We start from the raw sequence: 25,448 nt of genomic DNA on the forward strand, positions 1-25,448 counted from the left end.
GGGTGGTCAGGCGGCGAAAAGCCGAAGGCAATCCTGTGCGCCTCGTCAGAGCAGATGTGCGGCCACATCAATCGGACTAGAAAACGCACTCTCACGAATAGGACGGGCTAGATGTCGCGGCCTTCGACCTTCTCGGTCAGCGCCTTGACCTGCTCGGGGATCTTCTCGAGGTGCGGATTGACGGCCAGCGCCTTGCGGTAGGCCTCAAGCGCACGTTTCTCGTCACCGACCTCCTGCATGATCATGCCGAGGCCTGCGAGCGCGCCGAAATGGCGAGGCTCCCGGATCAGCACCTCGCGGATGTCGGCAAGCGAGCGGCTGTAGTCATTCTGCATGTAGTAGAGCGTGGCGCGCCGGTTCCAGGCCTCGATGTAGTCGGGCCTGAGCTTGATGACCGAATCCAGCAGCTTGATCGCGATGTCGATCTTCTGCGCGTCGACCGCGGTCTTGGCCCGCGCCATCAACAGCGATGCGGTGTCGCTCGGGGTCTGGATCCAGATCGCCCAGATCCGCGCCTCGACATGCTTGGCGCTGGCCTCGTCGGGCGCGGCCTTCAGCGCGCCGAACAGGAAATCGAGATTCTTGCTGCGGTCGACCTTCGGCAGCTTGGCCGGCGCCTCCGGCAGCTTCTTCTGTTCCTTGCCGGGAGGGGCAGGCAGCTCTTTCTGCGCCAGGGCTGGCGTAAGGCCAGTGGCGCCCAGCACAAGGGCCAGACACAGGGTGCGCGCGAAAGGGAAGCTCACTGCCAGGAATCTCACTGCCATGGCCAAAGTCTAGACGCGCAAAGCCGCCCTTGCAAAGCAAAGGCGGCGTCAAACTCGTGTGAGCTGTGGTCTTGCGGGGCGCGCGTGAGGCGACCGCGAGGGCAATATCAGCCCTGGCGAGCCTTGAAGCGGCGCTGCACCTTGTTGATCACATAGACCCGGCCCTTGCGGCGGACCAGGCGGTTGGCGCGATGGCGACCACGCAGCGATTTCAGCGAGTTACGGACCTTCATGGCAGAATCCTGAACGTTCGAAAGGCCGTGTTCGGCACTACCGTTTCGGCACGCGCGAATGTGGCAAAATGAGATCTTTCCCGCTGGCGGACCGACCGCCCGGGACGGGGCGGTTCTTAAGGCATGGGAGGACCGGATGTCAATGTTAACTGCCCGGTTCCGGGCCAGCAAATTCTGGAAAACAACCCCATGCAAAGTAGAAAGCAAGTAGAAATGGCCGGATCGGCCCGATCTACGCATTGGTCGACTTGGGGCTTTGCTTCGACAACGCGCCTTGCCAAATTCGTTATATCATATAATCAATTCGGCAACCCGTCGGGAGGAAACCAATGCCAAAGCTGAAGCTGCCCAACATCGACGATGTCGTCGCCATCGACATCCACACCCACGCCGAGGAGCCCTGCGGCACCCATCCCGACGACGGCTATGACGATTTCCAGGCGCAGATGGCGGACTACTTCAAGTCGCCGCACAAGCATCCGCCGACCGTGCCGGAGACCGCGGCCTACTACCGCTCCAAGAACATCGCCGCGGTGATCTTCCCGGTCGACGCCGAGCGCGAGACCGGCTTCCGCCGCTACAAAAATGAGGAGATGCTGGAGATCGCCTCCGACCATCTCGACGTCCTCATCCCGTTCGTCTCGATTGACCCGCACAAGGGCAAGCTCGGCGTGCGCGAGGCGCGCAAGCTGATCGAGGAATACGGCGTACGCGGCTTCAAATTCCATCCGACCATGCAGGGCTTCTACGCCAACGACCGCATGGCCTATCCGCTCTATGAAGAGATCAACAATGGCGGCGCGATCGCGCTGTTCCACACCGGCCAGACCGGTGTCGGCTCGGGCATGCCCGGCGGCATGGGCATGCGGCTGAAATATTCCAACCCGATGTACATGGACGACGTGGCCGCGGATTTCCCCGACCTCAAGATCATCCTCGCCCATCCCTCCTTCCCCTGGCAGGAGGAAGCGCTGTCGGTCGCGACCCACAAGCCGAACGTCTATATCGACCTCTCGGGCTGGTCGCCAAAGTATTTCCCGCCGATCCTGGTGCGCTACATCAACTCGATCCTTCAGGACAAGATGCTGTTCGGCTCGGACTGGCCGGTGATCACGCCGGACCGCTGGCTGTCGGACTTCGCCAAGATCGAGATCCGCGACGAGATCCGGCCGAAGGTGCTGAAGGCCAACGCGCGTAGGCTGCTCGGGATCTAGCCGCGGACTCGTCGCCACGGCGCATTGAGGGCTTCGACCGGTTGCCGAAGCCCTCACGCTCAGGCGCTCAAGGCCTCGCTGAGGCGGGCAAGGCGGCCCTAAAACTCCAGCTTGTCGCGTATGGCGTCGATTCCGGCCCTGGCGCAGGCTTCGTCAGCATCACCGCCGGGCGCCCCAGACACACCGACGGCTCCGACCAGCGAACCGCCCGCTTCGACAATCAATCCGCCACCTATAATGACCGTGCCTGGGAGATTGCGGATACCGGCCTGCATCATGCCAGGTTGGCTGACGGCATTTAGTTCGGTGGTGCTGGTACGGAATGTTGCTGCGGTCCACGCCTTGCCCGAGGCCGTCGAAACGGTGTGAGCACCTGCGAACCTGTCACGAAGGATCACCTGTGTCCCCCCGAAGCGATCGACGACGGCGACGGCGACCTGGTACCCGCGTGATCGGCAATCGCCAAGCGATGCCCGGGCCAGATCAAGCGCCAGCTCGGGACTCAGGGATTTGTAGGTCGCGAGCGGCTCCTGCGCCATTGCCGGGTGCGCGAGCATCAACAGGACGGCGGCCGCAGCAGGGTTCGAGCGAGCATGGTTTCTCCGACGCGAGCGGGTCGACGCCGACTTTAACCTAGTTCAGCGCACCGTATGCCAGGTCGTCGAATACGGTGACACTGTCGGCCTTGGTCCACAAGCCGATCATGCCGGCGTCCCTGATCGATTCGTCCTCGACCTCGAACATCGGCTTGCCGTCATACGTTACCTTGAACAGCTTTCCCGCGAATTCGCAACGCAGGGAATGCCATTGACCTGATGGCACCGATACCTTGGCGCCATAGCCGCCTTTGCGGCCGACGATATCGAGCGCGCTGCGAACACCCTTGATCGTCTTGTAGAGCACAACATTGTCTTCAAGCGCGTTGGCCCGCACGACATAGTAATTGTCGGCATCCTTTGCGCGCCAGACAATTCCGGCCGCACGATCCTCGGAGCCTGCGATTGCTTTGAACTTGACCTCGACGAACCCGTCCAGGATGCTCGTGCCGTTCCTGAGCGCCACTGGAAACGTCGCCTGACCGGATTGTTTCAGGACGTTCGGCTTGCTTGGCGCCGTCGACTCCACCTCGACCGTCCATTTGGGCTGGCCACGACCCGTCATCGTCAGAGTCCAGCCTTCGGGCGCTGCGCCGGTTGCTGCGTTGTCAAAATTTACAGTTTCTGCCATCGCGTTTCCTCCCACCAACAATAGGAACAACGCCGCTCCCAAGCGCGCTACGCTCATTTTTTTTGCACAACGCCTAAGCTTCCCGCCTGTATTGATCGTACAGTGTTGCAGCGTTGTCCCATTTGATCGCTTCCATGTAGATGTCGACATACTTCGCGGCCGCGGCGCCATAATCCATGTGATAGGCGTGCTCATACATGTCGAGCACCAGCACGGGGCGTCCGCCGGCCAGCGTCGTCGTGTGGTCGGCGGCCCACTGATTGACCAGCCGCTTGTCGCGCGGCGAGTAGGAAAGAATCACCCAGCCGGAGCCGCCGCCTTCGGCCTTGCCCATGGCGGAGAACTCCGCGCGCCACCGCTCCATGCTGCCGAAATCTCGCGCGATCGCGTCGGCAAGTGGTGTGCTCGGCTTGCCGGCACCGCCGAGCCCGTCGAAATAGATTTCGTGGAGGATCATCGAGTTTGACGCGACGAGTTCCTCGCGCTTCAGGCCGTTGATGACGAAGTTCGGAGCTTTCGCGAAGTCGAGCTCGGCGAGTTGCGTTCCGATCGCGTTGAGTCGCTTTACGGCACCGACATAGTTGTTCTCGTAGTGGCTGACGAGCACCTTCTCCGAGATGCCGGCAATGGATTTCGGATCGAACGGCATCGGCTTGGGCTGGTATGTCATTGGCCTGGCTCCTGTTGGCTGATTGGCTTGCGCAAGGGCTTGCGTCCCCGCGAGTAATGCGGTCGATGCCGCGGCGGCCCCCACGCCCCTGATGAAGTCTCGGCGGTCGGTATTCGTCGTCATGGAGTCCTCCACTTCATCGTCGTCCCCAACGTGCCCCGTGTGCTCGCTAGCTCTTGGTGCTCGCCGTCTTGTCGCGTGCCCAAATAGACCGCGCGATCCCTGTCGATACGGACGTCGACGAGGGTCGGCGCGCTGGCGGCACCAATTGACCGGACAATTTCTCTGATGAGATCGAGATGAAAGAAGACATGCGGCGTCCTTGATGACCAGGACGCGATACTTGGGCATGTCGCCTCGCGGGGAGATCGCAAATCCCCGTGCCCTGAATTAAACGCCTGCCGGCGGCAGTGTCAATCTGCTGCGCGAGGTCGATGAGGTGACGATTGTTTGAAGAAGGTTCCGGCCTTGTCGAGTACCGGGCCGTTTCGGTATGGTCCGCGCCACCGCAAAGTCCCAAGGGAGCGAGCCATGAGCATCAAGGCCGTCGTCTTCGACGCTTACGGAACGCTGTACGACATCCAGTCGGTGGCGGAGATCACCGAGGATGCGTTTCCGGGCTATGGCGAGATCATCACGCAGGTCTGGCGGATCAAGCAGCTTGAATACACCTGGTTGCGCTCGCTGATGCGGCGCTACCAGGATTTTGCCGCCGTCACGCGCGACTCGCTCGCCTATACCCTGCGCCTGCTCGGCCTCGCCTATGAAGGCGAAGCGTTCGAGCGGGTGATCGAGAAATATCTGCATCTCGATCTCTATCCGGATGCAGCCGCCGCGCTTGCGGCGCTCAAGCCGCGCAAACTCGCCATCCTCTCGAATGGCAGTCCGGACATGCTGAATGCGCTCGTGCGCAATTCCGGGCTCGACAGTCTGCTCGATGCCACCATCAGCGTGGACGCGAAGAAGGTCTTCAAGCCATCTCCAGAGGCCTACACGCTGATCGGCGAGGTGTTCGGCACCAGGCCGGATGAGGTTCTGTTCGTCTCGTCCAACCCCTGGGATGTCGCGGGCGCGAAGTCGTTCGGGCTGAACGTCGCCTGGATCGAACGCGTGACGCCGGAGGCGATGGCGCTGGCTTGCGTCGAGAACGAACTCGTGGCACCGCTGACGATGTATAAGGCGATCCGGACCCAGATGGACGAGCTTGGGTTCGCGCCGGATCATCGTGTCCGCGCGCTCTCGGAACTGCCAACGATCGCTTAAGCATCGCCGTCCGCCCATAAGTCTGGAATGAGCTGTTTGGAATGAGCCTTCAATCCGTTCGCGCCTTCTTCGCCGAGAAAGCCCCCGACATCTCCGTCATCGAATCCCCGATCAGCTCGGCCACGGTGCCGCTGGCCGCCAAAGCCTATGGCGTCGAGCCCGGCCGGATCGCCAAGACCCTGTCGTTGCGCATCGGCGAGCGCGTGATCCTGATCGTCGCCGCCGGCACCTCGCGCATGGACAACAAGAAGGTCAAGGCTGCGTTCGGCGGCAAGCCGAAGATGCTGGGGCTGGAAGAGGTCGCCGAGATCACCGGCCACGAGGTCGGCGGCGTCTGCCCGTTCGGACTGAAGTCGCCGCTGCCGATTTATTGCGATGTGTCGCTGAAGGCGTTCGACGTGGTGGTGCCGGCCGCAGGCTCGACCCACAGCGCCGTGCGCATCACGCCCGAGCGGATGGCGGAGCTCACCGCGGCCGAATGGGTCGATGTCTGCGAGCACAGGCCTTAAGGCGGCTCCGGCCTGTCCTCGTGAACCGCGGCGCGAAGGGCGACCTCACGCCAGGTCGGTTTTGGCACCTGGCTGGCCGCAATTCGTTGCACGGTTATGACGGTTTCGGGACTGGACAACCGGTCGTTGAGCCGCGATGGGGCCAGATGCGATGCCTGATGCAATTGCCGGTCAGGAAGGCTAGCATATGGACCATGACCGACGACAAGGTGAAACGACGATTGACCACCGTCCTGTGCGCTGACGTGCAGGGCTATTCTCGCCTCATGGAAGCAGACGAGACCGGAACGTTGGAGACGCTGCGCCGCTACCGCACTGCCTTTGCGGGACTGGTGGAGCGCCATGACGGCCGGATCGTGAACACTTGGGGCGATGCTGTGATCGCCGAGTTCGCCAGCGTCGTCGAGGCCGTGCAATGCGCGGTCGAAATTCAGCAGGAAATTTCCAACCAGGATTCGGACCCGCCGCACGCGCACCCGATGCGGTTTCGTATCGGCATCAATCTCGGCGACGTGATGGTGGACGGGTCCGACATCTATGGCGACGGGGTCAATATCGCGTCGCGGCTGCAAGAGCTCGCCGAACCCGGCGGCGTCGTGATCTCAAGTTCAGTCTACGATCAGGTGCACAACAAATTGTCTGTTGGCTTCGACTGTCTCGGCCAGCGACCAATGAAGAACGTTGCTCCCATGACCAGCTATCGCGTGGCCATGAGCGGCCAAAGCGCTGGCGACGGAGCTTCCCGGTTGACGAAAGCTTCCCTCCCCAGGGGCGGGCAGTTGCAGATTCGGAAACTGGCGCTCGATGGATTGACAGCAGGCACGAGCCGTCCAATTGGATGGGCTTCGTCTCGGATTGGCTGGCGAAGCTGCCCCGCCCGGTTGCAGTGGCCCTCACGGTTTCGGGCTTTCTGATTCTAATCAACGTTTTCACCGGCATGCACAAGATCTGGTTCCATTGGCCGGTCGCAGCATTGCTCTTCGGTGCCCTGCTGCGGACAGCGCTCCGGCAGCGACCTGAGTCGAACAGTAAGCGCGAGCGCCAGACGAGTCGGGAGTGAGGCGGTTGCGACCGCATCGTCGCGCCCAAGGTGCGAAGAGGCCGCGATGAATCGTCATCGCGCTTCAGGTCATGACCTGAGCATGATCTTTTCGGAAAATCGCATCACACTTTTCCGGATCATGCTCTAGTCGTTGTCATCATCATAGGGACGTGGTGGCGCGACGACAGGCGGCGGCGCATTGTTGTAGCGCGGCGGCGGCATAGCCCGGCCGCGCGGGACCGGCTGCTGCGGCTGAGCCTGGTTGTTCGACTGGAACACCGCCCGGCATGCGCTCGAAAGCTGCGGCGTGTTCTGCTGCAGGCAGGCCACGATGCGGTTCGTATCCGGAATCTGGTCGCTGCAAAGGCGCCAGACATCCGGCGTGCACGCCATCTGCTGTTCCATTGTGCCGCGATATTCCTGGGCTGACGCCGCGCCCTGCGCGACGATGCCGCTGACTGCAAGCGCCAGACCCAGCGCAATTCGCTCTGTTCGCATGTCCCGATCCTTCTCGATTCCCTTGATTTGTCTTCAATCAATGAGACGCGGTCAGGTTCTGAACCAACAAAAAAATGTGAAAATGCGACGGGAACCTATTCCACCCGGCCGATCTTCTTCACCGCCGCGATCAGCCGCGCGCTGTCCGTCGCCACGAATTGCGAGAATGCCGGCGCGTCCTGATAGGCGACCAGACTGCCCGAGGCCTCGAAGCTCCTGAGCACATCCGGGCTCGTCATCACCTGCGCCATCGCTTCGCGCAGGCGGCTCGCGACCGGCGCAGGAAGAGCACTCTGTGCAAAGAGCCCGGCCCAGATGTACATCTCGACGTCCTTGTAGCCGAGCTCCTGGAAGGTCGGAACGTCGGGGAAGCTCGCGATGCGCTGCGCGCCGCAATTGCCGAGCACGCGCAGCTTGCCGTCGTCGACCAGCGGCTTCAGCGTGCCGGGCGCGGCTGCTATCGCCTGCACGGTGCCGCTGAGCAGCGCGGTCAGCGCCGGGCCCGCGCCGCGGAACGGAACATGCAGCAATTTGATGTCAGCGCTGCTCGCGAACATCTCCATCGCGACATGCAGCGTCCCGTAAGGACCGGACGAGCCGTAGGTGATCTGGCCCGGCCGCCTCTTCGCATCCTCGACGAAATCCTGAGCCGTCTTCCACGGCGCCGAAGCCGGCACCGCGAGCAGCGTGGGATCGGCCAGCACGCGCGCGATCGGCATGAACTGCGAGACCTCGTAGGCGACGGGTCGGTCGAACAGACGGTCGGCCTCGGGGAGCACCGCGAGCGAGGACAGCGTCATCAGCAGCGTGTAGCCGTCGGGCTCTGCACGCGCCGCCGCGGCATTGCCGACCGATCCGCCGCCGCCACCGGCGCGGTTGTCGACGATGACGGGCTTGCCGAGGATCCGCTCCAGCGCCATCGCTACCGGACGCGCGGCAAGGTCGGCCTGACCGCCCGCCGGAAACGGCACGATCATGGTAATGTTGCGCACCGGATAGGCTTGCGCGAAGGCCTTGTCAGGTAAAGCAGCCCGCAACAACGGCAATGCCGCAGCGGCACGCAAAAGATCGCGTCGATCCATCATGGTCCCCTACCCCCCGATTTTCTTTTGTTTCGCCAGCCTAGCGTGCCACGCGGCAAGAACAAGGCATTAACGAAGCATTGACCATGTCCGGCCCCGTCAGGAACGCATCCGTGAACCCGCTGTTGCCCTCTTGAGGGAGTGAATGATGCGGAATCTTGCGACCATCGACGTCGCCCTGGACGAGATGCTGGTGAATCTCGCAGCGATCGTCATACGGCTTTCAAAGCCCGAATTGACGCGAACACCGGAAGCGCGGCGCGCGCTGGCGCAATCCGTCCATCAATACGCCGCCTGCGCGGCACGCTCGAACGACCCGCGTGTTCATGAACTGAAGTCGCAGCTGGAGGAGACGCTGAAGCCAGCCTTGCGCATTGTCGCGATCGACGGCGTGAAGGTGTCATAGCGAGAAGTCGCGGGCAGGCTTCGCTTTGCCCACCCTACGATAGTCGCTTGCAGGATAGACTAGCGAGATCACGTAGGGTGGGCAAAGGCGCAACGCGCCGTGCCCACCAAGGGATCTACCCCGCTTTGTTGACACCTTTCTTCGGCCGCCGCTTGCATGTGCCCGGCAGCTTCGCCGCGAGAAAATCGCCGAGCGCCTCGACGCGTGCGGGGCGCGGGCCGCCGGGTGGCGTCACCAGATGCACGGCGCCTTCAGCCTGCTTCCAGTCTTTCAGGATCACCTCGACCTCGCCGGACGAAATCGCCTCGCCGACGATGAACTCGGGCAGCTCGGCGATGCCGAGGCCGGCGATCAGCGCCGGCATCACCGCTTCACCGTTGTTGACGCGAAGCTGTCCGCCCGGACGGACGCTGGCCTGCTCGCCCGCCGAATTGGTGTAGTTCCAGACATTGGGCGTGGAGAGATAGGCGTAGCTGAAGCATTTGTGTTCGGCGAGATGCATCGGATGCGTCGGCCGGCCATGTTTCTTGAGGTAGGACGGCGCGGCCACCGTGAAGCGCGGCATGGTGAAGAGCCGTCGCGCGATCAGCGAAGAGTCCGGCAGCCGCGCGATCCGCACCGCCATGTCAAAGCCCTCGCCGATCAGATCGATGGTCGCATCGCTCAGATGCAGATCGACCGAGACCTCCGGATAGGTCTCGAAAAACTCCGGCAGCAGCGGCGCCACCGCCTTGATCCCGAACGTCATGGGCACGGCGAGCCGGACCAGGCCGCGCGGCGCCACCGACTGCGCCAGTGCCTCGTTCTCGGCCGCCTCGCCGTCGACGAGCAGACGCGTGGCCCGTTCGGCGAGCTTGTGCCCGGCGTCGGTCAGCGCCAGCCGCCGCGAGGTGCGGTTGAACAGCCGGGCACCGAGCCGCTCCTCCAGCCGCGTGACCGCCTTGGACACCGTTGCCTTGGACATCGCGAGCTCGCTCGCGGCCCCTGCAAACGACCGTAATTCCACGACTTTTGCGAAAATCGCGAGCGCCTCGAAATCAGGGAGTTTTGCCATGTGCGCCGGTCCAATCGGTGTATTTCAGGAAACAATGCGTTTCAACAGTTTCTATTTCTATACCACAGGCGGAGGCTTATCCAAGGGTCATCAGACATTCAGGACCGGAGAAATCCAATGACCAAGAAGCTCTCAGGCAAGGTTGCCCTCGTCACCGGCCGCTCGCGCGGCATCGGCGCGGCCTCGGCCCGCGCTCTCGCCGATGAAGGCGCGGATGTCGCCATCAGCTATGTCGCCTCGCCCGAAAAGGCCGAGGCGGTCGTCACCGAACTGAAGGCCCGCGGCGTCAAGGCCCGCGCTTTCAAGGCCGATCAGGCCTCGGCCAAGGACGTGACGCAGCTCGTCAACGACGTCGCCAGGGAATTCGGCCATCTCGACATCCTCGTCAACAATGCCGGCGTTGCCGCGGGCGGCGCGATCGACGATGCGAAGGCTGACACGGCCGCGCTTGAGCGGCAGGATTCCATCAACGTGCACGGTGTGATCGCGGCGATCCGCGCCGCCTCGCAATTGATGGGCGAAGGCGGCCGCATCGTCACCGTCGGCTCCATGCTCGCCGACCGCGCCTCGTTCCCGGGGCTTGCCGACTACGTCGCCACCAAGGCGGCCGTCGTCGGCTACACCAAGGGCGCGGCGCGCGACCTCGGCCCGCGCGGCATCACCGTGAACGTGGTGCAGCCCGGCTCGATCGACACCGACATGAACCCGAAGGACGGCGGCGAGTTCGCCGAGACGCAGCGCAAGCAGCACGCGCTGCAGCGCTTCGGCCGCCCCGAGGAAGTCGCCGCCGGCGTCGTTTTCCTCGCAAGCCCGGAAGCCTCCTTCGTCACCGGCACGGTGCTCAATGTCGACGGCGGGTTCGGCGCCTGATCCAGGCGCCACCCGCTCAACCCAAGGGATTACACAAGGGAATTACGCAGATGATCGAACTCAGACCTTTCGCAAAGCTCGGCGGCGCCGATCACGGCTGGCTCAAGGCCAAGCACCATTTCTCCTTCGCGAGTCACTACGACCCGAACAACATGGGTCACGGCGCCTTGCGGGTGTGGAACGACGACGAGATCGCGCCGAACACCGGCTTTCCCGCCCATCCTCACGCCAACATGGAAATCATCACCTATGTGCGCGAGGGCGCGATCACCCATCAGGACAGCCTCGGCAACGAGGGCCGCACCGAAGCGGGCGACGTGCAGGTGATGAGCGCCGGCAGCGGCGTCCGCCACTCCGAATACAATCTGGAGCCGACCAAGACCCGCATCTTCCAGATCTGGATCGAGCCTGTGGCGCGCGGGGGCCAGCCGACCTGGGGCTCGAAGCCGTTTCCGAAGGCGGACCGCTCCGGCAAGCTCGTCACCATCGCGAGCGGCGACGAGAACGACAAGGACGCCTTGCCGATCCGCGCCGATGCGCGGGTGCTGGCGACCACACTGAAGGCCGGCGAAACGGCTGAGTATTCAGCTCAGAAGTCGCGCCACCTTTATCTCGTGCCGGCGGCAGGCGCGGTCGAAATCAACGGCGTGCGCGTCAACGCCCGCGACGGCGCCGCGATCCGCGACGAGGACAGGCTGAAGATCACGGCACTCGAAGACTCCGAGCTCGTGCTCGTCGACGCGGCTTAAGCGCTATCCGTCATGGCCGGGCTTGTCCCGGCCATCCACGCCTCTCCACGAAAAACAAACACGTGGATGCCCGGGACATCTAGCGCGAAGACGCGCTTCGCGCTTCTGCCCGGGCATGACGTCCCCAACCACTACTGCATCAAATCTGCATTCAACGGAGACCACCATGACCAAAGTTCTCGTCCTCTATTATTCCGCCTATGGCCACATCGAAGCGATGGCCAACGCCATCGCCGACGGTGCGCGCGAGGCCGGCGCCACCGTCGACATCAAGCGCGTGCCCGAGCTGGTGCCGGCCGAAGTCGCCAAGGCGTCTTATTACAAGGTCGATCAGGCAGCGCCCGTCGCCAAGATCGAGGACCTCGCCAATTACGACGCAATCATCGTCGGCACCGGCACCCGTTTCGGCCGCATGGCTTCGCAGATGGCGAACTTTTTGGACCAGGCCGGCGGGCTCTGGGCCAAGGGCGCGCTGCACGGCAAGGTCGGCGGCGCCTTCACCGCGAGCGCGACCCAGCATGGCGGCCAGGAGACGACGCTGTTCTCGATCATCACCAATTTGCTGCATTTCGGCATGGTCGTGGTCGGTCTGAACTATGGCTTCGCCGGCCAGATGAAGCTCGACGAGGTCACCGGCGGCGCCCCCTACGGCGCCACCACGATCACCGGCGGTGACGGCAGCCGCCAGCCCAGCGCCAACGAGCTCGCCGGCGCACGCTACCAGGGCCGCCAGATCGCGGAGACCGCCAAGAAACTTCATGGCTGAGCTTCATGGCTGAGCGCAGTTAGGCTTTACGTACGAACGACTGCATGGCTGATGCGACGGGGGCGGCGTTCTCATTCGGGAACGCCGCCCCATTTACGTGGTCAGGATATTTGACCAAAGCGATACGAATGGCTTTCGAACTCTTGTTGATCGCGCAGATGATCCGCAGGCCCGCGCAAGCATTGGCGCGGCGCTGGTATTGCCGCAGCCTGTTCCGCGCCTCACGCGGCCGGCTGCATTGCGCCGAGTGCACGAAATCGTAAGGCGTGAGCGATCCGTCACGCCTGCGTGAGGTCGGCGTGGGGCTTGATTGAATCGGTCTGGACGGGTGCCCCAGCCGTCGAAAGCCACCAGCCCTCACCAGCAAACCAGCACGTCTCGTCCGGAGCACCCTCTCGGCGCAACGACTGCACGCTCTCCCATCCTTTCGCGAACGCCTCGGCCAATCGCCGGCCGACATCCGCGTCCTGCAGTCCCGCGCAGCCGATGAATTGGGCTCGACTGAGGAATTTCGCCGGCCAGACCGCGCCCTCGTCCGGGCGCGTGATCATCAACATGCCACCGAGCATGCCCTCCGGCGCCAACGGAAACACCAGCCGGCCGCCGGGCCGCAGTGCATCGAGCCATTGCGTGGCCGGCTGCGCCGCGCCCGCACAGACATAGATCACATCCGCGCCCGGTAAATCGGACGCGATGCCCGAGCGATCTTCCAGCTCGACATGCGGGATGTCCTTCAGATTTTCGCGCGCCAGTGCCGCCAGGCGTTCGTCGATCTCATAGGCATGGACACGGCCCGAAGGTCCCGTGAGCTCGGCGAGAATGGCCGTGTAGTAGCCGCTGCCCGCACCGATCTGGATCACCGTCTCGCCTTCCCTCACGCCACAGCCGCTGAGCCAATAGGCGTGCGCGCCGGGCATCCCGATATTGAGCCCGCGCGCAGGGTCCAGCGCCAGAAGCGTGTTCTGATAGAGGAAGGCGGGATCATCGTCGGGCGTCACGACATAGGGATGGCCACCGACGGAGATCGACCATGGTCCGGGTCCGACGAAGGGTTCGCGCCTGACCGTGCGAAAGGCCTGTTCGATACGGGGATCCGTCGTCTTGGCTGCAGCGCAGATCAACTGCGCATAGAATGCGCGATATTTTGCCGAACGATCTTCCATGTCGCCTCCGGAAAGCGGAGACGACGATAGCACAACGCGCGCGATCATCGAAGCTCGGCGCAATCGAAGGCTTTGTGACAGCCCGGTGACGTGTCGATCGCGCGGGCCACGCCTCAACCGCGTTCGGTCTTCTTCCTGATGAGGTCTTTACCGATCGGTCGCGCCGGCTCGCTCCGCAGCACGAGCGAGGTCGTCACAGCGCCGAAGCCGGCGATACGATCCACGATCGTCTCCAGATCTTCCGGCGCCGGAACCAGCACCTTGAGCACGAAGCAGTCATCGCCGGTCACGCGATGGACTTCGACGATGTGCGGAATCTCGCTGAACCGTTTGAGGCAGGTCTTGATGTGCTCATGCGAGGTGCGCAGGCGGACCAGCGCCATCAGGCCGAGCCCTAGCGCGCGCGGATTGATGCGGGCGCCGTAGCCTTCGATAATCCCGGCTTCCTCGAGCCGCTTCACGCGCTCGGAGATGGCCGGCTGAGACAGCCCGACGGAACGGCCGAGCTCGGACAGCGGCACGCGCGCATTGGCCTGCAATGCCTCCAGGATCTTCAGATCCTTGGTGTCAATGCTTCCGAAGCGATCCAAGACAATTCTCCATTCCACCTTGAGATCATCGGCAGATGATCTCTTTCGCCGATGACTTGCCATGTGACGCAGCACCAAGACCGGCCACACTGCACGTGCATCTCAGATATCACGGGACGATCATGCACGACATCATCACCTTGCCCGGCCTCGGCGGCTCCGCAGAGACTCATTGGCAGACACTCTGGGAGCGCAACGATACACGTTTCACGCGGTTTCAGCCGGCGAGCTGGGACCGACCGGAGCTCGCCGATTGGGAGCAATCCCTGGAGCAGGCGGTCGGCCGCTGCGCGAAGCCACCGGTGCTGGTCGCACACAGCCTCGCTTGCCTGCTGGTGGCGCACTGGGCCACGCGCTTCCCATCCACGATCGCGGGTGCTTTTCTGGTCGCGGTGCCCGATCCCGATGGCGCCAATTTTCCCGCGGAGGCGGCTGCGTTCAAGCCGGTGCCGGACCGCACGTTGCGCTTCCCCTCGCTCATCATCGCCAGCACCGACGATCCCTATGGCAGGCTCGATAAGACGCAGCAGCGGGCGCGTGCCTGGAAGTCCAGTCTGATCGTGCTGGGCGCCCTTGGCCACATCAATGCGTCGAGCGGGCTCGGCGACTGGCCGCAGGGTCGCGCGCTGCTGGACGCCTTCAGTGCCGGCCTTTCGAGATGACGCGGGTACGGACGGCCTCCGTCACCGCATCTTGCGTATCGCCCGGCTGGCGAAGGCGGCGAGCCTGGGATAGCGACGCAGGTTCTGCGCGGCATGGTCGCGCCATGCATAGGGAGCGCCGCGCCAGGACAGCGCGATGCTGACATCGGTCAACGCGACCTTCTCGGCGCCGAAGCGGCGCTTGTAGTCCTGGTTGCCGATGCTGAGATCGAAACGGCGCACGCCCTCTGCATGCAGCGCCGCCATGGTCCGTTCGGTGACGAGCAGCCCCGGCGAGCAGCTCGACCATGAATCGCCGGCGTGGCTGATGCGCAGAAGGAAATAGCTCGCACCAAACCTGACGCCGAACGTGGTGGCGACGACGGCCTCGTCGCAGACCAGCGCCGAGATGACGGCATAGCCTTCCGCGATACCCTGGCGGGCGACCTCGCGATAGAATCGGGCATGAGCGTCGTCGTTGAGGACGAAGCGCGAGCCGAGCTTTCGCATGCGGGCCTGTTGCTGGACATCCATCACGTCCAGCAGCTCGCGCGCACGCGCGACATCCGTGGCGATCTCGAACCGCGCGCCGGCATGACGGCTGAAGACGCGCCAGCAGCGCGGCATCTGCATGCGCTTGATCGAGGCCCGATAGGCTTCATAGTCGTCGCCCGTCAGCACGAGGTTGCCGTTGAGCGAGCAGGATCCGATCCGTCCGAGCGACACCAGCGGGTTCGGCTTGCCACCGACATGGGCCGGCATCTTCTTCAGCCGCAGCAGATCGAAGCGGTCGGGCAAGGCGCGCACGGCGTCGACCAGCGCCTTGCCGATCGCATCCGTCGCTGCCGCGTCCAACGCGGCATCGAGCGCCAGGATCGGCGCGTTGTTGTCGGAGACGCCGAGATCGGCGAATTCGACGATGCGGATGCCGCGCCTGATGTGGCTGATCATCGGCACCACCGCGATGTCCTTGCCGGTCGCGGCATCGGAGATCAATGCGATCAGCGGTGCAAAGTCGTGAAACGCCTCGTACCATGCGCCAAGCCAGTAACCGTGCTGGAATGCGGTGCGATGCCCCGCGCTCAGGCGCGATGCGGCCTGCCGCCAGTCACGCACGAAATCGACAGCGATTCCCGACGTGCTGGACACAAAACCATTTGATTGCTCGACGCTGAGAAACGTCATCCGCGGGACATGCGATTACTGAATGTTTCCAGATAGATTATGTTTGTCGCAGGCCACAAGTGACGTAACGGCTTATCGTTAAGCCAACATCACTATCGCTCCGGCTGCGACAAGCTGTCAGCGCTCCGGTTCCGTCTGTTCGACGCATTGGAACCTGGCGAGGAAATGCAGGCCAGCCACTGCGAGCGCGAACATGAACCAGATCGGGTTCTGCCGTTCGAGCAGGAAGGTCTCGGTGGCGCCGTAATACAGGCCAAACAGCCATATGGTGAGGAACAGTTTTGCCAGCGCGCGGCTACGGTTGTGAGCCTGGGCCGACTGGAAATTGCCGAGCGGTGCGAACACGAAGACGAGGATCACCAGCACCAGCCCCGGCAAGCCGATAGTGACCGCGAGGTCGAGATAGCTGTTGTGGCTATGCGCCGCGGACGTCGCCCATTCGGATCCCTGAGCGGTCTGCCGCGCGGTCACGTCGTCCCAGAAGGCCGCATAGCCGTGACCGATGATCGGCTTCTCGGCGACGGCCGCGAGCGCAAACTCCCAGATGGCGGAACGGCCGGTGAAGGTGGGATCGAGCGGAAGCAGCCGCGTCAGCGCCCCGAGCGCCGGGCTCAAGACGCTGCCGACCGTCAGCAGGTTCATCACGATCAGCGGCACGAAGCAGATGAGCCGCTTCAGCCACAGGCCTGGCGTGACATAGACCAGCGAGGCGAGCGCGTAGATCGCAAGGCACAGCACCGTCGAGGTCTTGCCGCCGGTGAAGATCAGGAAGATGCCGGCCAGCGCGGCGATCGCGGGACCCATCACGAACGAGCCGACGCCGCAGAGGTAAATGCCGACATAGACCAGGATGGTCATCACGGGCGAAGCGATGTTCTTGTGGCCGAAGCTGCCGCGCCAGTCGCCGGCAAGCTGCGGCTCGGTGAGATCGAGCGCGGTGTGCATCGAATATTGCGGCGCGAGGAAGACGCCGAGATAGCACAGCACCAGCAGCGCGAGCGCGGCGCCGCCAAGGCACAGGTTGAAAGTCCGCTGTGTCGGCGGCAGCAATGGCAACAGCATGGCGAGCGACGTCACGCTGACCGCCAGCACGAAGCGCTGGATCGAAACGCCGCGGCTCTCGGAGAAGACGATGTTGATCAACAGCCAGCCGACCAGGCAAAGATGCAGCGGCGTCACCAGGCTCTTCAGCGCGGGCGCATCGGTGGCGGCGACGAACAGCATCGCGACCGCCGCCAGCAGACCCCAGGAGATATAGGTGAGCGCCATGCGCCCGCCGACGACCGTGGTCACATCCTCGTTGCGAAGGTCAGGAAACGGATCGAGCGTGATCAGCACCAGCAGCAGCGCCGCAACCGCGACGAGGCAGCGCGCCGCCTGCGCGGCATTCAGCCCCGCGAGCCCATCGTGCAGCATGTGGCCCAGCGTTCGGGTCTCGACGTCGGTCATGTCAGCGGCGCTACGATCCATGCTTCGATCCATGGCTCAAGGCAGGTGGTGAAGCCGGGAAAGCTTTGGGTCTACCCCATCCTTGTTAAGCATCCGTCAACCAATGGGACCGAGGCCCGCGTCGCCGCCTGCGGGCGTACGATGCTGCGCGCGATTTCGTAATATTGCAGTGCGCGCTGCTCCAGCGTGAGATTGTCGAGCACGAAGCCGCGCGGATCGAACGCATCAGCGGTGCACCCGGCCCAGAAACTGTCCCAGCCCACCTCGAACCCCGCGATGTCGATGAACTTGGCACCGCAGCGGTCGTCCCAATACGGCACCGACGACACCGGTGCGAACTGGACGCGATGCGGATAATAATCCGGGTCGCGCCACGGGCCGCCGGGATCCCAGGCGAACACCGGCACGCCGCAGGACAGAGCCTGCTGATAGGCGATGCCCTGGCTCTCGTTCTGGCACAGGAAGATCATCGCGCGCGAGCGCGCCAGCGCGGCCTGATAGTCTTCTTCCTTGTAGCTGCCGTAGCGCAATTCCGTGAACGAGCGGCCCTCCTTCAGAAGCCGGGCGCGGACGGGCTCGATCAGCTCCGGCGCATAGCGCTCGCGGTCCCAATGGACCTTGTCGTAGATCAGGACGTCGACGGTCCTTTGCGACGGCGCCGATGGCGCCCACAGATCCGTATCGATACCGATCGGCCAGGCCTCCGTGTCGGGCCAGTACGGCCGGTACATGTCGACGTACCAAGGGCCGGGCACCACGACCTTCTTCACCGGCAGGCGCTTGAACAGATCGGGGTCGTCGAGCGGATGATTGTGGGCGGCTACTCCAAGCAGGATCGGATTCTTCCACGCGAACTTGTCGAGCAGGAAGGTGCGGCCGATGATGCAGGCGAGTTCGTTGGGATGCTGCGCGATGTAGCCGTAGTCGTTGACGCGGTAGCGGATGCCGAGCCGGTCGAGCCCTGCGCAGAGATTGAGGAACACGCGAAGCTGCCCGCTCATGCGCGGCTCGCCGAGCAGCATCCGGCGGGCCATGCGCCGCAGATGCCGGTCGCCGGGAAACCAGCGATCGTCCTTGTCCTCGTAGAAGAGGTTGAGGACGATGGCATCGGGGTCGTGTTCGAACGTCTTTGCGGGCACTAGATCCATCCGCGGCAAACAGGTCGGCATTCTCGCATGGGACCGGCTGTCGCACTCTTCCAAATTTGCGACAGGCTTAATGCCCGCGGCTTAACGCTAATTGACGAAACCAACGGCACGCAGGCCTTCGCGACAACGATTTGGCCGTAATGCGAGTATCATTCGCGCCGGGCCAATGTTGCGATTGATCGCAATGCCAGTCGGCAGATGCGCCCTGGTTAACAGATCCTTAAAGGCGAGCCGTGGCTCTGATCACCGCCGAAGATGTTCTCGATTTACCGGCTACCTCGCGCGTCGTTCCGGCGCCGCGTCTCCCGCTGCCGGCCGGCTCAACCACATCGGTGTCCGTCGTCATTCCCGCCAAGAACGTTGCGGCCTATATCGGCGAAACCCTCGCCAGCGCACTGGCGCAAGGCGAGATCACCGAAGTGATCGTCGTCGACGACGGCTCGAGCGACACCACCACGGCCATCGTCCGCGCCATTCGTGACCCGCGGCTGCGCCTGATGACCAACGACTCCGCCGGCGTATCCGCCGCGCGCAATCTCGGCGCACGATATGCGAGCGGCGAATGGCTGCTCTTCCTCGATGCCGACGACCGCCTGCGCCCTGGCGCGGTGGCGGCACTGCTGGCGGCGGCGCGCGGTGCTCCGCGCGCGGTTCTCGTCTACGGCGACTACAACACGATCGACAGCGAGGGACGGCAGATTGGCCGGCGGGGCCTGCTGAAGGGACGCCGCAAGCCGTCCGGCGACGTACTGGCGCGGCTCGCGGCCGGCAATTTCATCGTCAATGGCGGCATCGCGCTCGCACGTGCGGAGGCCTTCCGCGCCATCGGCGGCTTCGACACTTCCCTCAGATATTGCGAGGACTGGCATTGCTGGTGCCGCCTCGCCGCTATCGGCGAGTTCGAGTTCGCGCCCAAGCTTCTGCTGGACTATCGCCTGCACACGGCCAACACCATGAATGCGGCGGTGCGGACGCCGAAGGACTTCTTCCCTGCGATCGCGCGGGTGTTCGACGATGGGCTGATCCTGGCGAGACTGCCCGAGGGCACGGCGGCCGGGCTGCGCCAGGCCGCCGAGGTACATCTCGTCACCTATTCGGCGATGCAGGCCGTCCGCTTCGGCAGATATCGCGACGCCTTGGCTTATCTCGGGATGGTCGGCCGGCGCTCGCTCAAATCGCTGCCCCGCGCCGCGGTCAGGGTCGCCCTCGCCCGTTTGGGCATCTGACCCGCGTCAAGATACGATTTTCGAGGCTTCATAAGGCTTCGGTGCGAAGCCGAACGCCGCGAGCATGGAGCCAAGCGCGACCAGCGCGGGATGCATGGCGACGACGGCCTTCGATGTCGCGAGCAAACGGGCGGAACGCACCAGCGACAGCGGCAGCCGTCCGAGCATCTGCGCGAACACTCGCGCCCGCGCGGGCGCGCTTGGTGCGGCCTTGTACTGCACGCGATAATTGATAGCGCCAATACGCAGGCTGCGCTTGGCGATCCAGCCTAGGCTGGTGCGGCTTTGCGGCACGGTCTCGGTGATGACCGCCTCTGCCGTCCAGTGGAAGATCATGCCGGCGTCGCGGCACCGCACGAAGAAATCGCAGTCGCCGCCGCCGAGGAAATTGAAGCGCAGGTCGAAGGCGGGACGATCGAACCGCTCGAACGCCGCACGCGTGATCAGGCAGTTGCCACAGCCATAGATCAGTGGCACCGCGCCGCTGTAATGATAGGCAGGGCAGAAGGCGGGATGACGTGCCAGCCAGGGCTTGCTGTCGTCGTCGAAGACCGGCAGCACCGGCCCGCCGACCACGTCGGCGCCGGTCGCCTCCGCGGTGCGAACCATCAGCTCGAGCCAGTCGGGCGAGGCGATCTCGTCGTCGTCGATCATCAGGAAGCGGGTCGCGGCCGGAAACAGCGCCTGCGCCGTCTCGAAGGCGGCGTTGATCGCCTGGCAATTGCCCTGCCGCTTTTCGACCAGGCAAACGCCCTGGAGCCGGCCGTCGGCCAGATACTCCGCGGCAACCGGCGTGCTTTCGCGCCCCACCGCGTCGTTCTCGACCATGACCACCGCGAAGGAGCGCGGCGTGCGCTGGTTCACGAGCGAGTCCAGCGTCAGCCGCAGATGGTGCGGGCGGCGGAAGCAGGGAATGCAGACGACGATGCCGACCGACAGGTCGATGACGCGCGAGCTCGCCGCGATCTCGCGGTTGGGATCGCGCACGGCATCCGAGATCCGGCTGGCGGAAAGGTCTGTCGGGATCAGCGTCATGGCATCCTAGATGTCCGATATGTATTGAAAAAGCCCTGCGTCAATCGTGCAGGAATCGGCGCTGTCCTGCGACGGCACATCGCCGCGGGGCAGATCAGTCCCAAAATGAACGGCGGGCCCGAGGCTCGCGACGGCGCAACACCGCCGATCTCCCGCCCTCCATACGCTTAACTGCTTTTGCGCGTTTCTCCCGCAAGTCCCTGCATACGTGATAGTGCAAGTCGCAGTCCATCACGCGGACAACAGCGCAACATGGACAATGCCGTAGTTAACACCTGCCAGCATTAACCCGCCCGTAAGCACCGCGACCGGTGAAGCAGCGCGGCACCAGATTTGCTCTTCGGTCATGCGAGATTTTTCCTGTAAATTTGAGTCGAACAAGCGCGGTCAGAAAAAATGAACAAGCCAGCCTCGATCGATTTCGCGACAGCCACCGCGATCCAAATCCCAGCGGCCGGTGCACGCACCCAGGCGCTGCACGATCTGGTCCCCGGCGAAGCCCGCGACAGCCTGCTCGCCGTCCACGATTTGTTGCGCCGCGAACTGCCGCAGGGCCAGCTCGCCACCTATGAGGCCGGCGGCGGCTCGTGCAGTGTTCTGCCACCGGAGTTGCTCAACCGCAGCAAGGTCACCGTCGTCGACATCGACGAGGACCAGGTCCGCAACAACACTTACGCCGACGAGGCGATCCTCGGCGACGTGCAGACTTACAGCTTTGGACGCGAAACCTTCGATCTGGTGATCTGTTACAACGTGATCGAGCATCTGCCCCATGTCGATGCCGCGCTACTGAATTTCCGCAACGCGCTCAAGCCCGGCGGAATGATCCTGATCGGCGCACCCAATCCGCGCTCGCTGTCGGGCGTCGTCACCAAATACTCGCCGCACTGGTTTCACGTCTGGTTCTACCGGAATATCCGCGGCATCAAGGATGCCGGCCTGCCCGGTGAGCCGCCGTTTCCGACCTTCTTCCATCCGCTGGTGACGCTGCCGCGGCTCGAAGCATTCGCCGCGTCCAACGGCCTCGAGATGATCTACCGCCGCGAGGTCGAGAGTCCGCGCTATCCCGAGATGCGCCGGCGCAAGCCGCTGTTCGCCGCTCTGGTCGATGCCGCCGCCGCCGTGATGAACGCCGTGCTGCCGGGCGGGATCGACGTTCGCCGCGGTGATTACCACGTCATTCTGCGGAAGAGCTGACGATCATGACACGCGCGCGGTCCATCGCAGGACGAGTGAAGCCTTGCGGCCTCGCTGCGCGCGGTAACGAACCGTTAATCCTTTGGGGACCTCAACGTCACCGCGACGCGTCGAAGAGTGGCATGCGCTTAAACGCTTTGTTTGCCATTTCGGTGAATAGTCCCTCAATGAGTATGGTTAATTTTCCCTGTTGCGTTGATTGGGCACCTATATCCCGGGTGCGTGGCGTAAAGCGAAGAGTAACCCCTCAGCCCGCGGTCGTTGGAATGAAAGCTGGGGACTATGCTTGACTACAACCAGCCGATAGATCGGGCCGGACCGGAGGCACCGCAGCAGAGGCCTCAGACCGGTTTCAACGTGCTGGAGCTCGTCAATCTGCTCTGGCGGCGGAAGATCGCGATTGCCGCTGCCGCGCTCCTCGGTGCGACGCTTGCCGTCACCGCGGGCAAGAGCGTGACACCCCGCTACACCGCCACCGCCCAGCTCTATGTCGACCCGCGCGAGCTACAGCTCGTCGATCGCGAGCTCACGCCGCGCGCGCAGGACGTCTCCGGCATGGCCATGGTGGTGGAGAGCCAGGCGCGCCTGATTACCTCGAACAGCGTGCTGCTCCAGGTGATCCAGCAGGCCAATCTGGACAAGGATCCCGAATTCGGCGGCGGCGGTGACGCCAGGAGCCTGATGTCGTCGCTGCTCGGCCTGATCGGCCTTCAGCCCCGCGCGCCCTCCGCCGCGGAGACGAAGGAAGTTCAGCTCGCAGCGCTCGATGCGCTGAACAGGCACATCACGGTCCGCAAGACCGAGAAGAGCTTCATCGTCGACATCGAGGTCTGGTCGACCGATCCGGCGAAGGCGGCGATGCTCGCCAACACGCTGACCAGCGCCTACCTCGCCGAATCCCGCAACTCGCAGGCCTCGGCTGCGCGACGCGCCACCAACGATCTCTCCGGCCGCCTCAAGGAGCTGCGCGAGCGGCTGCGCAGCGCCGAGACCGCGCTCGCCACCTACAAGGCCCAGAACAATTTCGTCGGCACCCAGGACGCGCTGATCAGCGACCAGCAGCTCTCCGCCAGCAACCAGCGGCTTTCCGCGGCCCGCGCGGCGACGATGGACGCACAGGCGCGGCTCGACCAGATCGAGGCGAGCCGGCGCACCGCTGCCGATGCCGGCGCGAATTCCGAAGCGCTGCAATCGCCGACCATCGCAAACCTGCGCGCCCAATATGCCGACGCCCGCAAGAAATATGCTGAGCAGGCCGGCGAGCTCGGCCCGCGGCATCCGGCGCTGCGCCAGACCGAGAAGCAGGTCGAGGATCTCAAGCGCACCATCAACGAAGAGATCGATCGCTTCGCGCAGTCCGCCAAGAACGATCTGACGCGCGCCCGCGACTTTGAAGCCTCGCTCAACCGGGCGCTCGAAGCGCAAAAGCGGCAGAGCGTCCAGCTCAGCCAGGCCGCCGTGCGCCTGCGCGAGCTCGAACGCGAGGCCGATGCCAGCCGCGACGTCTATCAATCCTTCCTCAAGCGCTCGCGCGAGACCGAGGAGCAGGAGACCCTGAACACCTCGGCGGCCCGCGTCATCGGCGAAGCCACCGTGCCGCAGCGGCGCTCGTTCCCACCGGCGATGAGCATGTTCGCCATGATCGGCTTCATCTTCGGCGCGCTCGCTGCCGCAAGCTGGTTCGTCGCGGCCGAGCTGCTGTCCGCCGGTGCGACCGCGCCGGCAGCGCCCACACCGGCCCGTCGTGAGCGCACGCCGGCACCGCGGGCTCCGCGAGCGCCGGAGGTTTCGCGGACACCGGAGGTAGCCCAGCCGCAGCCGGCTCCGCGAGCTCCGGAGATTGCGCAATCTCTACCGGAGCTGGCTGCGCCATCGCTGCAGCCTGAGATGGACGAAAACACGCTGATCGGAAAGCCGCTGATCGCGCGCCTCCAGGAGGCCGACGTCATTCACACGCTCGGTGCCATCCTCGCCACCGGCGGCGGCGTCGATCTGACCCGGCTGGGCTGGCCGACGCTCCGCCCCGGCTTTCCGCTGACGACGCTGCTCAACGCCTGGCGCGACATGCGCACTGCTGTGGCCCGGCGTGCCGGCGGCAAGACCATGCCGGTCATCGCGCTCGTCGGCGCGGGCGAGACCACCGGGCGCAGCGTGACCGCGCTGAATTTCGCGCTCGCGGCCGCGCGCGACGGCGCCCGCGTGCTGATGATCGATGCCGACCATCAGGCACACTCGCTCTCCAACAAGGTGAGCCGCCCCGGCAAGAGCGAGCCGAGCCGGCTCGGCTGGCTCTCGATCGGCAGCAAGACCTCGCGCGAGATCAAGACGGTCAACGGCATCTCGGTGCTGCCGGCCGCCGACGGCGATGCCGGCAAGGCGACTGAAGCCATGCGCAAGGCCATCGAGCAGGCGCGCGCCGCCGGCGGCTACGATCTCGTCATCCTTGACGGCCCCGTGACGCCGCTTGGTGCAGCCAGCCGCAAGCTGCTCGACGACACCGACGCGCTGGTGGCGGTGCTGCCGACCAGCCTCGACATCAACGACGGCCTGGAAGAAATCCTGAACACGCTCGGCCGCGCCGAGCGCAAGCTCGTCGGCGTCGTGCTCGACGAGCTCACCCCCGCAACTCAAGCGCGCCAGCGAGGCAGACAATATGCTTGAGCGCCGCGTCAATCTGGACGGCCGGGCCGCAACCGCCGACGTGCCACGGATCACTATCGGCGGCCTTCGCATGGCCGCGCTCGACCTGGAAGCAACTGCCGATTTCATGATCGAGGCGACCGATCCTGACAATCGCATCGGCCGTCCGCTGCACCTGACCTCGGCCAATGGCGAGGTGCTGGCGCGCTGCTCGACCGAACCGGAGACCGAACGCCTGTTCCGCGGCGCCGACCTCATCAACGCCGATGGCCAGCCCCTGGTCGCAGCGTCAAAGCTGCAATCCTGGTTTCCGCTGCCGGAGCGCGTCGCCACCACCGATTTGTTCCACGTGGTCGCGCGCAAGGCCGAAGCCGTCGGCCGCACCTTCTACATGTTCGGTGCCAGCGAGGAAGAGAACGCCGCGGCGGTCGCGAATGTCCTGCAGCAGTATCCAAACCTCAAGATCGTCGGGTACAGCCACGGCTATCTGCGCGGCGACGCCCTGCGCGCGAAAGTCGAGGAGATCAACGCGCTCGCGCCGGATTACCTCTGGGTCGCGCTTGGCGTGCCCAACGAGCAGGCATTCGTCGAGCAATACACGCCGCTGCTGACCAATGTTGGCGTTATCAAGACATCCGGCGGATTGTTCAACTTTTTATCGGGCAGCCGGTCCCGCGCGCCGCAATGGATGCAGAAGATCGGACTCGAATGGGCCTGGCGCACATGGCTCGAGCCGCGCCGCCTGCTCTGGCGCTATTTGACCACCAACCCTCGCGCGCTCTATCTTCTCTTCAGCCGCAAACGGCCTTCCAATCGTTGAGAGAAGA

At 64.2% G+C, this 25,448-nt stretch carries 27 protein-coding genes and 1 pseudogene; 14 read left to right on the forward strand and 14 right to left on the reverse strand.

The genetic code is table 11. The features are described 5' to 3' along the window. Window positions 1–107: 107 nt before the first annotated feature. Window positions 108–764: a tetratricopeptide repeat protein gene (locus tag QJT78_RS29005; protein WP_038942501.1), complete on the reverse strand. Its 657-nt coding sequence runs from the start codon at window positions 762–764 to the stop codon at window positions 108–110. A gap of 107 nt (window positions 765–871) precedes the next feature. Then, entirely contained in the window at window positions 872–997 is a 126-nt protein-coding gene (ykgO, locus tag QJT78_RS29010; RefSeq protein WP_006611362.1) for a type B 50S ribosomal protein L36, read from the reverse strand. Between the two features lie 329 nt (window positions 998–1,326). Between ykgO and QJT78_RS29015 the strand changes: the two genes are divergently transcribed. Next, window positions 1,327–2,211, forward strand: a complete 885-nt coding sequence (locus QJT78_RS29015) for an amidohydrolase family protein (protein WP_028147972.1) — start codon at window positions 1,327–1,329, stop codon at window positions 2,209–2,211. Window positions 2,212–2,309: 98 nt separating this feature from the next. Here QJT78_RS29015 and QJT78_RS29020 read toward each other — a convergent pair whose 3' ends face one another. The 3 genes from QJT78_RS29020 to QJT78_RS29030 all read right to left on the reverse strand — a co-directional run bounded on the left by QJT78_RS29020 (window position 2,310) and on the right by QJT78_RS29030 (window position 4,108). Continuing rightward, entirely contained in the window at window positions 2,310–2,768 is a 459-nt protein-coding gene (locus tag QJT78_RS29020; protein ID WP_049807497.1) for a heme-binding protein, read from the reverse strand. A 76-nt stretch (window positions 2,769–2,844) separates the two neighbouring features. Then, window positions 2,845–3,438, reverse strand: coding sequence for a hypothetical protein (locus QJT78_RS29025; protein WP_038942505.1), 594 nt, complete (start codon window positions 3,436–3,438; stop codon window positions 2,845–2,847). A gap of 73 nt (window positions 3,439–3,511) precedes the next feature. Further along, the gene (locus QJT78_RS29030; RefSeq protein ID WP_028147969.1) at window positions 3,512–4,108 is read right to left on the reverse strand and encodes a Fe-Mn family superoxide dismutase; all 597 of its coding nucleotides are present in this window, start codon (window positions 4,106–4,108) and stop codon (window positions 3,512–3,514) included. Window positions 4,109–4,639: 531 nt separating this feature from the next. Between QJT78_RS29030 and QJT78_RS29035 the strand changes: the two genes are divergently transcribed. From QJT78_RS29035 to QJT78_RS29045, 3 genes and pseudogenes are all read left to right on the forward strand, one after another. Next, window positions 4,640–5,371: a haloacid dehalogenase type II gene (locus tag QJT78_RS29035; protein ID WP_028147968.1), complete on the forward strand. Its 732-nt coding sequence runs from the start codon at window positions 4,640–4,642 to the stop codon at window positions 5,369–5,371. Window positions 5,372–5,412: 41 nt separating this feature from the next. Beyond that, complete coding sequence (locus tag QJT78_RS29040) at window positions 5,413–5,880, forward strand: YbaK/EbsC family protein (protein ID WP_028147967.1); 468 nt, start codon at window positions 5,413–5,415, stop codon at window positions 5,878–5,880. 194 nt (window positions 5,881–6,074) lie between these two features. Continuing rightward, a pseudogene (locus QJT78_RS29045) lies at window positions 6,075–6,940 on the forward strand (adenylate/guanylate cyclase domain-containing protein). Window positions 6,941–7,066: 126 nt separating this feature from the next. Here the strand turns inward: QJT78_RS29045 and QJT78_RS29050 are convergent. Both QJT78_RS29050 and QJT78_RS29055 read right to left on the reverse strand, forming a co-directional pair. After that, a complete protein-coding gene (locus QJT78_RS29050) occupies window positions 7,067–7,420 on the reverse strand; it encodes a hypothetical protein (RefSeq protein WP_028147965.1) in 354 nt (117 codons plus the stop codon). Between the two features lie 95 nt (window positions 7,421–7,515). Continuing rightward, window positions 7,516–8,502, reverse strand: a complete 987-nt coding sequence (locus QJT78_RS29055; protein ID WP_028147964.1) for a tripartite tricarboxylate transporter substrate binding protein — start codon at window positions 8,500–8,502, stop codon at window positions 7,516–7,518. A 148-nt stretch (window positions 8,503–8,650) separates the two neighbouring features. Here QJT78_RS29055 and QJT78_RS29060 point away from each other — a divergent pair, with 148 nt between their 5' ends. After that, window positions 8,651–8,908, forward strand: a complete 258-nt coding sequence (locus QJT78_RS29060; RefSeq protein WP_028147963.1) for a hypothetical protein — start codon at window positions 8,651–8,653, stop codon at window positions 8,906–8,908. Between the two features lie 115 nt (window positions 8,909–9,023). Here QJT78_RS29060 and QJT78_RS29065 read toward each other — a convergent pair whose 3' ends face one another. Next, window positions 9,024–9,962 (reverse strand): LysR family transcriptional regulator, encoded by a 939-nt coding sequence (locus QJT78_RS29065; RefSeq protein ID WP_028147962.1) that lies wholly within the window; start codon window positions 9,960–9,962, stop codon window positions 9,024–9,026. 117 nt (window positions 9,963–10,079) lie between these two features. Between QJT78_RS29065 and QJT78_RS29070 the strand changes: the two genes are divergently transcribed. The 4 genes from QJT78_RS29070 to QJT78_RS29085 all read left to right on the forward strand — a co-directional run bounded on the left by QJT78_RS29070 (window position 10,080) and on the right by QJT78_RS29085 (window position 12,610). Beyond that, on the forward strand, window positions 10,080–10,832 hold the full coding sequence (locus QJT78_RS29070) for an SDR family oxidoreductase (RefSeq protein WP_038942509.1): 753 nt from the start codon (window positions 10,080–10,082) through the stop codon (window positions 10,830–10,832). Window positions 10,833–10,882: 50 nt separating this feature from the next. Beyond that, the gene (locus QJT78_RS29075) at window positions 10,883–11,581 is read left to right on the forward strand and encodes a pirin family protein (RefSeq protein ID WP_028147960.1); all 699 of its coding nucleotides are present in this window, start codon (window positions 10,883–10,885) and stop codon (window positions 11,579–11,581) included. A gap of 166 nt (window positions 11,582–11,747) precedes the next feature. Next, window positions 11,748–12,347 carry an NAD(P)H:quinone oxidoreductase gene (gene wrbA, locus QJT78_RS29080; RefSeq protein ID WP_028147959.1) on the forward strand — a complete coding sequence of 200 codons (600 nt, stop codon included), beginning with the start codon at window positions 11,748–11,750 and terminating at the stop codon, window positions 12,345–12,347. A gap of 44 nt (window positions 12,348–12,391) precedes the next feature. Continuing rightward, window positions 12,392–12,610, forward strand: coding sequence for a hypothetical protein (locus QJT78_RS29085; RefSeq protein ID WP_157790239.1), 219 nt, complete (start codon window positions 12,392–12,394; stop codon window positions 12,608–12,610). A 15-nt stretch (window positions 12,611–12,625) separates the two neighbouring features. Here QJT78_RS29085 and QJT78_RS29090 read toward each other — a convergent pair whose 3' ends face one another. Continuing rightward, a complete protein-coding gene (locus QJT78_RS29090; protein ID WP_038942511.1) occupies window positions 12,626–13,510 on the reverse strand; it encodes an rRNA adenine N-6-methyltransferase family protein in 885 nt (294 codons plus the stop codon). A gap of 113 nt (window positions 13,511–13,623) precedes the next feature. Next, window positions 13,624–14,100: an Lrp/AsnC family transcriptional regulator gene (locus QJT78_RS29095; protein WP_014491880.1), complete on the reverse strand. Its 477-nt coding sequence runs from the start codon at window positions 14,098–14,100 to the stop codon at window positions 13,624–13,626. Window positions 14,101–14,222: 122 nt separating this feature from the next. On the opposite strand from QJT78_RS29095, the gene QJT78_RS29100 reads away from it, so the two are divergent. After that, window positions 14,223–14,762 carry an alpha/beta fold hydrolase gene (locus QJT78_RS29100; RefSeq protein WP_028147957.1) on the forward strand — a complete coding sequence of 180 codons (540 nt, stop codon included), beginning with the start codon at window positions 14,223–14,225 and terminating at the stop codon, window positions 14,760–14,762. A 21-nt stretch (window positions 14,763–14,783) separates the two neighbouring features. On the opposite strand, the gene QJT78_RS29105 is transcribed toward QJT78_RS29100, so the two are convergent. The 3 genes from QJT78_RS29105 to QJT78_RS29115 all read right to left on the reverse strand — a co-directional run bounded on the left by QJT78_RS29105 (window position 14,784) and on the right by QJT78_RS29115 (window position 18,514). Then, entirely contained in the window at window positions 14,784–15,926 is a 1,143-nt protein-coding gene (locus QJT78_RS29105) for a GNAT family N-acetyltransferase (RefSeq protein WP_028147956.1), read from the reverse strand. A gap of 117 nt (window positions 15,927–16,043) precedes the next feature. After that, window positions 16,044–17,396: an O-antigen ligase gene (locus tag QJT78_RS29110; protein ID WP_038942512.1), complete on the reverse strand. Its 1,353-nt coding sequence runs from the start codon at window positions 17,394–17,396 to the stop codon at window positions 16,044–16,046. 50 nt (window positions 17,397–17,446) lie between these two features. Beyond that, window positions 17,447–18,514 carry a glycosyltransferase gene (locus tag QJT78_RS29115; protein WP_049807499.1) on the reverse strand — a complete coding sequence of 356 codons (1,068 nt, stop codon included), beginning with the start codon at window positions 18,512–18,514 and terminating at the stop codon, window positions 17,447–17,449. 248 nt (window positions 18,515–18,762) lie between these two features. Here QJT78_RS29115 and QJT78_RS29120 point away from each other — a divergent pair, with 248 nt between their 5' ends. Next, the gene (locus QJT78_RS29120; RefSeq protein ID WP_038942514.1) at window positions 18,763–19,749 is read left to right on the forward strand and encodes a glycosyltransferase; all 987 of its coding nucleotides are present in this window, start codon (window positions 18,763–18,765) and stop codon (window positions 19,747–19,749) included. Between the two features lie 6 nt (window positions 19,750–19,755). On the opposite strand, the gene QJT78_RS29125 is transcribed toward QJT78_RS29120, so the two are convergent. Next, window positions 19,756–20,784: a glycosyltransferase family 2 protein gene (locus tag QJT78_RS29125; protein WP_028147952.1), complete on the reverse strand. Its 1,029-nt coding sequence runs from the start codon at window positions 20,782–20,784 to the stop codon at window positions 19,756–19,758. A gap of 396 nt (window positions 20,785–21,180) precedes the next feature. Between QJT78_RS29125 and QJT78_RS29130 the strand changes: the two genes are divergently transcribed. The 3 genes from QJT78_RS29130 to QJT78_RS29140 all read left to right on the forward strand — a co-directional run bounded on the left by QJT78_RS29130 (window position 21,181) and on the right by QJT78_RS29140 (window position 25,441). Then, window positions 21,181–21,981 carry a class I SAM-dependent methyltransferase gene (locus QJT78_RS29130; RefSeq protein ID WP_028147951.1) on the forward strand — a complete coding sequence of 267 codons (801 nt, stop codon included), beginning with the start codon at window positions 21,181–21,183 and terminating at the stop codon, window positions 21,979–21,981. Window positions 21,982–22,263: 282 nt separating this feature from the next. Next, a complete protein-coding gene (locus QJT78_RS29135; RefSeq protein WP_028147950.1) occupies window positions 22,264–24,642 on the forward strand; it encodes an exopolysaccharide transport family protein in 2,379 nt (792 codons plus the stop codon). Beyond that, complete coding sequence (locus tag QJT78_RS29140) at window positions 24,635–25,441, forward strand: WecB/TagA/CpsF family glycosyltransferase (protein ID WP_028147949.1); 807 nt, start codon at window positions 24,635–24,637, stop codon at window positions 25,439–25,441. The genes QJT78_RS29135 and QJT78_RS29140 overlap by 8 nt, the downstream gene beginning before the upstream one ends. Window positions 25,442–25,448: the final 7 nt, after the last annotated feature.

Origin of the sequence: Bradyrhizobium sp. Mp27 (assembly GCF_029953005.1) — a bacterium.
Classification (GTDB): Bacteria; Pseudomonadota; Alphaproteobacteria; order Rhizobiales; family Xanthobacteraceae; genus Bradyrhizobium; species Bradyrhizobium barranii.

Excerpts from the sequence above, each read along its gene's own strand:
- ykgO (WP_006611362.1), bottom strand. The coding sequence starts at position 997 with ATGAAGGTCCGTAACTCGCTGAAATCGCTGCGTGGTCGCCATCGCGCC.
- QJT78_RS29025 (WP_038942505.1), bottom strand. The coding sequence starts at position 3,438 with ATGGCAGAAACTGTAAATTTTGACAACGCAGCAACCGGCGCAGCGCCC.
- QJT78_RS29020 (WP_049807497.1), bottom strand. The coding sequence starts at position 2,768 with ATGCTCGCGCACCCGGCAATGGCGCAGGAGCCGCTCGCGACCTACAAA.
- QJT78_RS29040 (WP_028147967.1), top strand. The coding sequence starts at position 5,413 with ATGAGCCTTCAATCCGTTCGCGCCTTCTTCGCCGAGAAAGCCCCCGAC.
- QJT78_RS29105 (WP_028147956.1), bottom strand. The coding sequence starts at position 15,926 with ATGACGTTTCTCAGCGTCGAGCAATCAAATGGTTTTGTGTCCAGCACG.
- QJT78_RS29015 (WP_028147972.1), top strand. The coding sequence starts at position 1,327 with ATGCCAAAGCTGAAGCTGCCCAACATCGACGATGTCGTCGCCATCGAC.
- QJT78_RS29110 (WP_038942512.1), bottom strand. The coding sequence starts at position 17,396 with ATGGATCGTAGCGCCGCTGACATGACCGACGTCGAGACCCGAACGCTG.
- QJT78_RS29090 (WP_038942511.1), bottom strand. The coding sequence starts at position 13,510 with ATGGAAGATCGTTCGGCAAAATATCGCGCATTCTATGCGCAGTTGATC.
- QJT78_RS29070 (WP_038942509.1), top strand. The coding sequence starts at position 10,080 with ATGACCAAGAAGCTCTCAGGCAAGGTTGCCCTCGTCACCGGCCGCTCG.
- QJT78_RS29085 (WP_157790239.1), top strand. The coding sequence starts at position 12,392 with ATGGCTGATGCGACGGGGGCGGCGTTCTCATTCGGGAACGCCGCCCCA.
- QJT78_RS29140 (WP_028147949.1), top strand. The coding sequence starts at position 24,635 with ATGCTTGAGCGCCGCGTCAATCTGGACGGCCGGGCCGCAACCGCCGAC.
- QJT78_RS29100 (WP_028147957.1), top strand. The coding sequence starts at position 14,223 with ATGCACGACATCATCACCTTGCCCGGCCTCGGCGGCTCCGCAGAGACT.
- QJT78_RS29065 (WP_028147962.1), bottom strand. The coding sequence starts at position 9,962 with ATGGCAAAACTCCCTGATTTCGAGGCGCTCGCGATTTTCGCAAAAGTC.
- QJT78_RS29035 (WP_028147968.1), top strand. The coding sequence starts at position 4,640 with ATGAGCATCAAGGCCGTCGTCTTCGACGCTTACGGAACGCTGTACGAC.
- QJT78_RS29030 (WP_028147969.1), bottom strand. The coding sequence starts at position 4,108 with ATGACATACCAGCCCAAGCCGATGCCGTTCGATCCGAAATCCATTGCC.
- QJT78_RS29050 (WP_028147965.1), bottom strand. The coding sequence starts at position 7,420 with ATGCGAACAGAGCGAATTGCGCTGGGTCTGGCGCTTGCAGTCAGCGGC.
- QJT78_RS29055 (WP_028147964.1), bottom strand. The coding sequence starts at position 8,502 with ATGGATCGACGCGATCTTTTGCGTGCCGCTGCGGCATTGCCGTTGTTG.
- QJT78_RS29125 (WP_028147952.1), bottom strand. The coding sequence starts at position 20,784 with ATGACGCTGATCCCGACAGACCTTTCCGCCAGCCGGATCTCGGATGCC.
- QJT78_RS29075 (WP_028147960.1), top strand. The coding sequence starts at position 10,883 with ATGATCGAACTCAGACCTTTCGCAAAGCTCGGCGGCGCCGATCACGGC.
- QJT78_RS29060 (WP_028147963.1), top strand. The coding sequence starts at position 8,651 with ATGCGGAATCTTGCGACCATCGACGTCGCCCTGGACGAGATGCTGGTG.
- QJT78_RS29005 (WP_038942501.1), bottom strand. The coding sequence starts at position 764 with ATGGCAGTGAGATTCCTGGCAGTGAGCTTCCCTTTCGCGCGCACCCTG.
- wrbA (WP_028147959.1), top strand. The coding sequence starts at position 11,748 with ATGACCAAAGTTCTCGTCCTCTATTATTCCGCCTATGGCCACATCGAA.
- QJT78_RS29135 (WP_028147950.1), top strand. The coding sequence starts at position 22,264 with ATGCTTGACTACAACCAGCCGATAGATCGGGCCGGACCGGAGGCACCG.
- QJT78_RS29130 (WP_028147951.1), top strand. The coding sequence starts at position 21,181 with ATGAACAAGCCAGCCTCGATCGATTTCGCGACAGCCACCGCGATCCAA.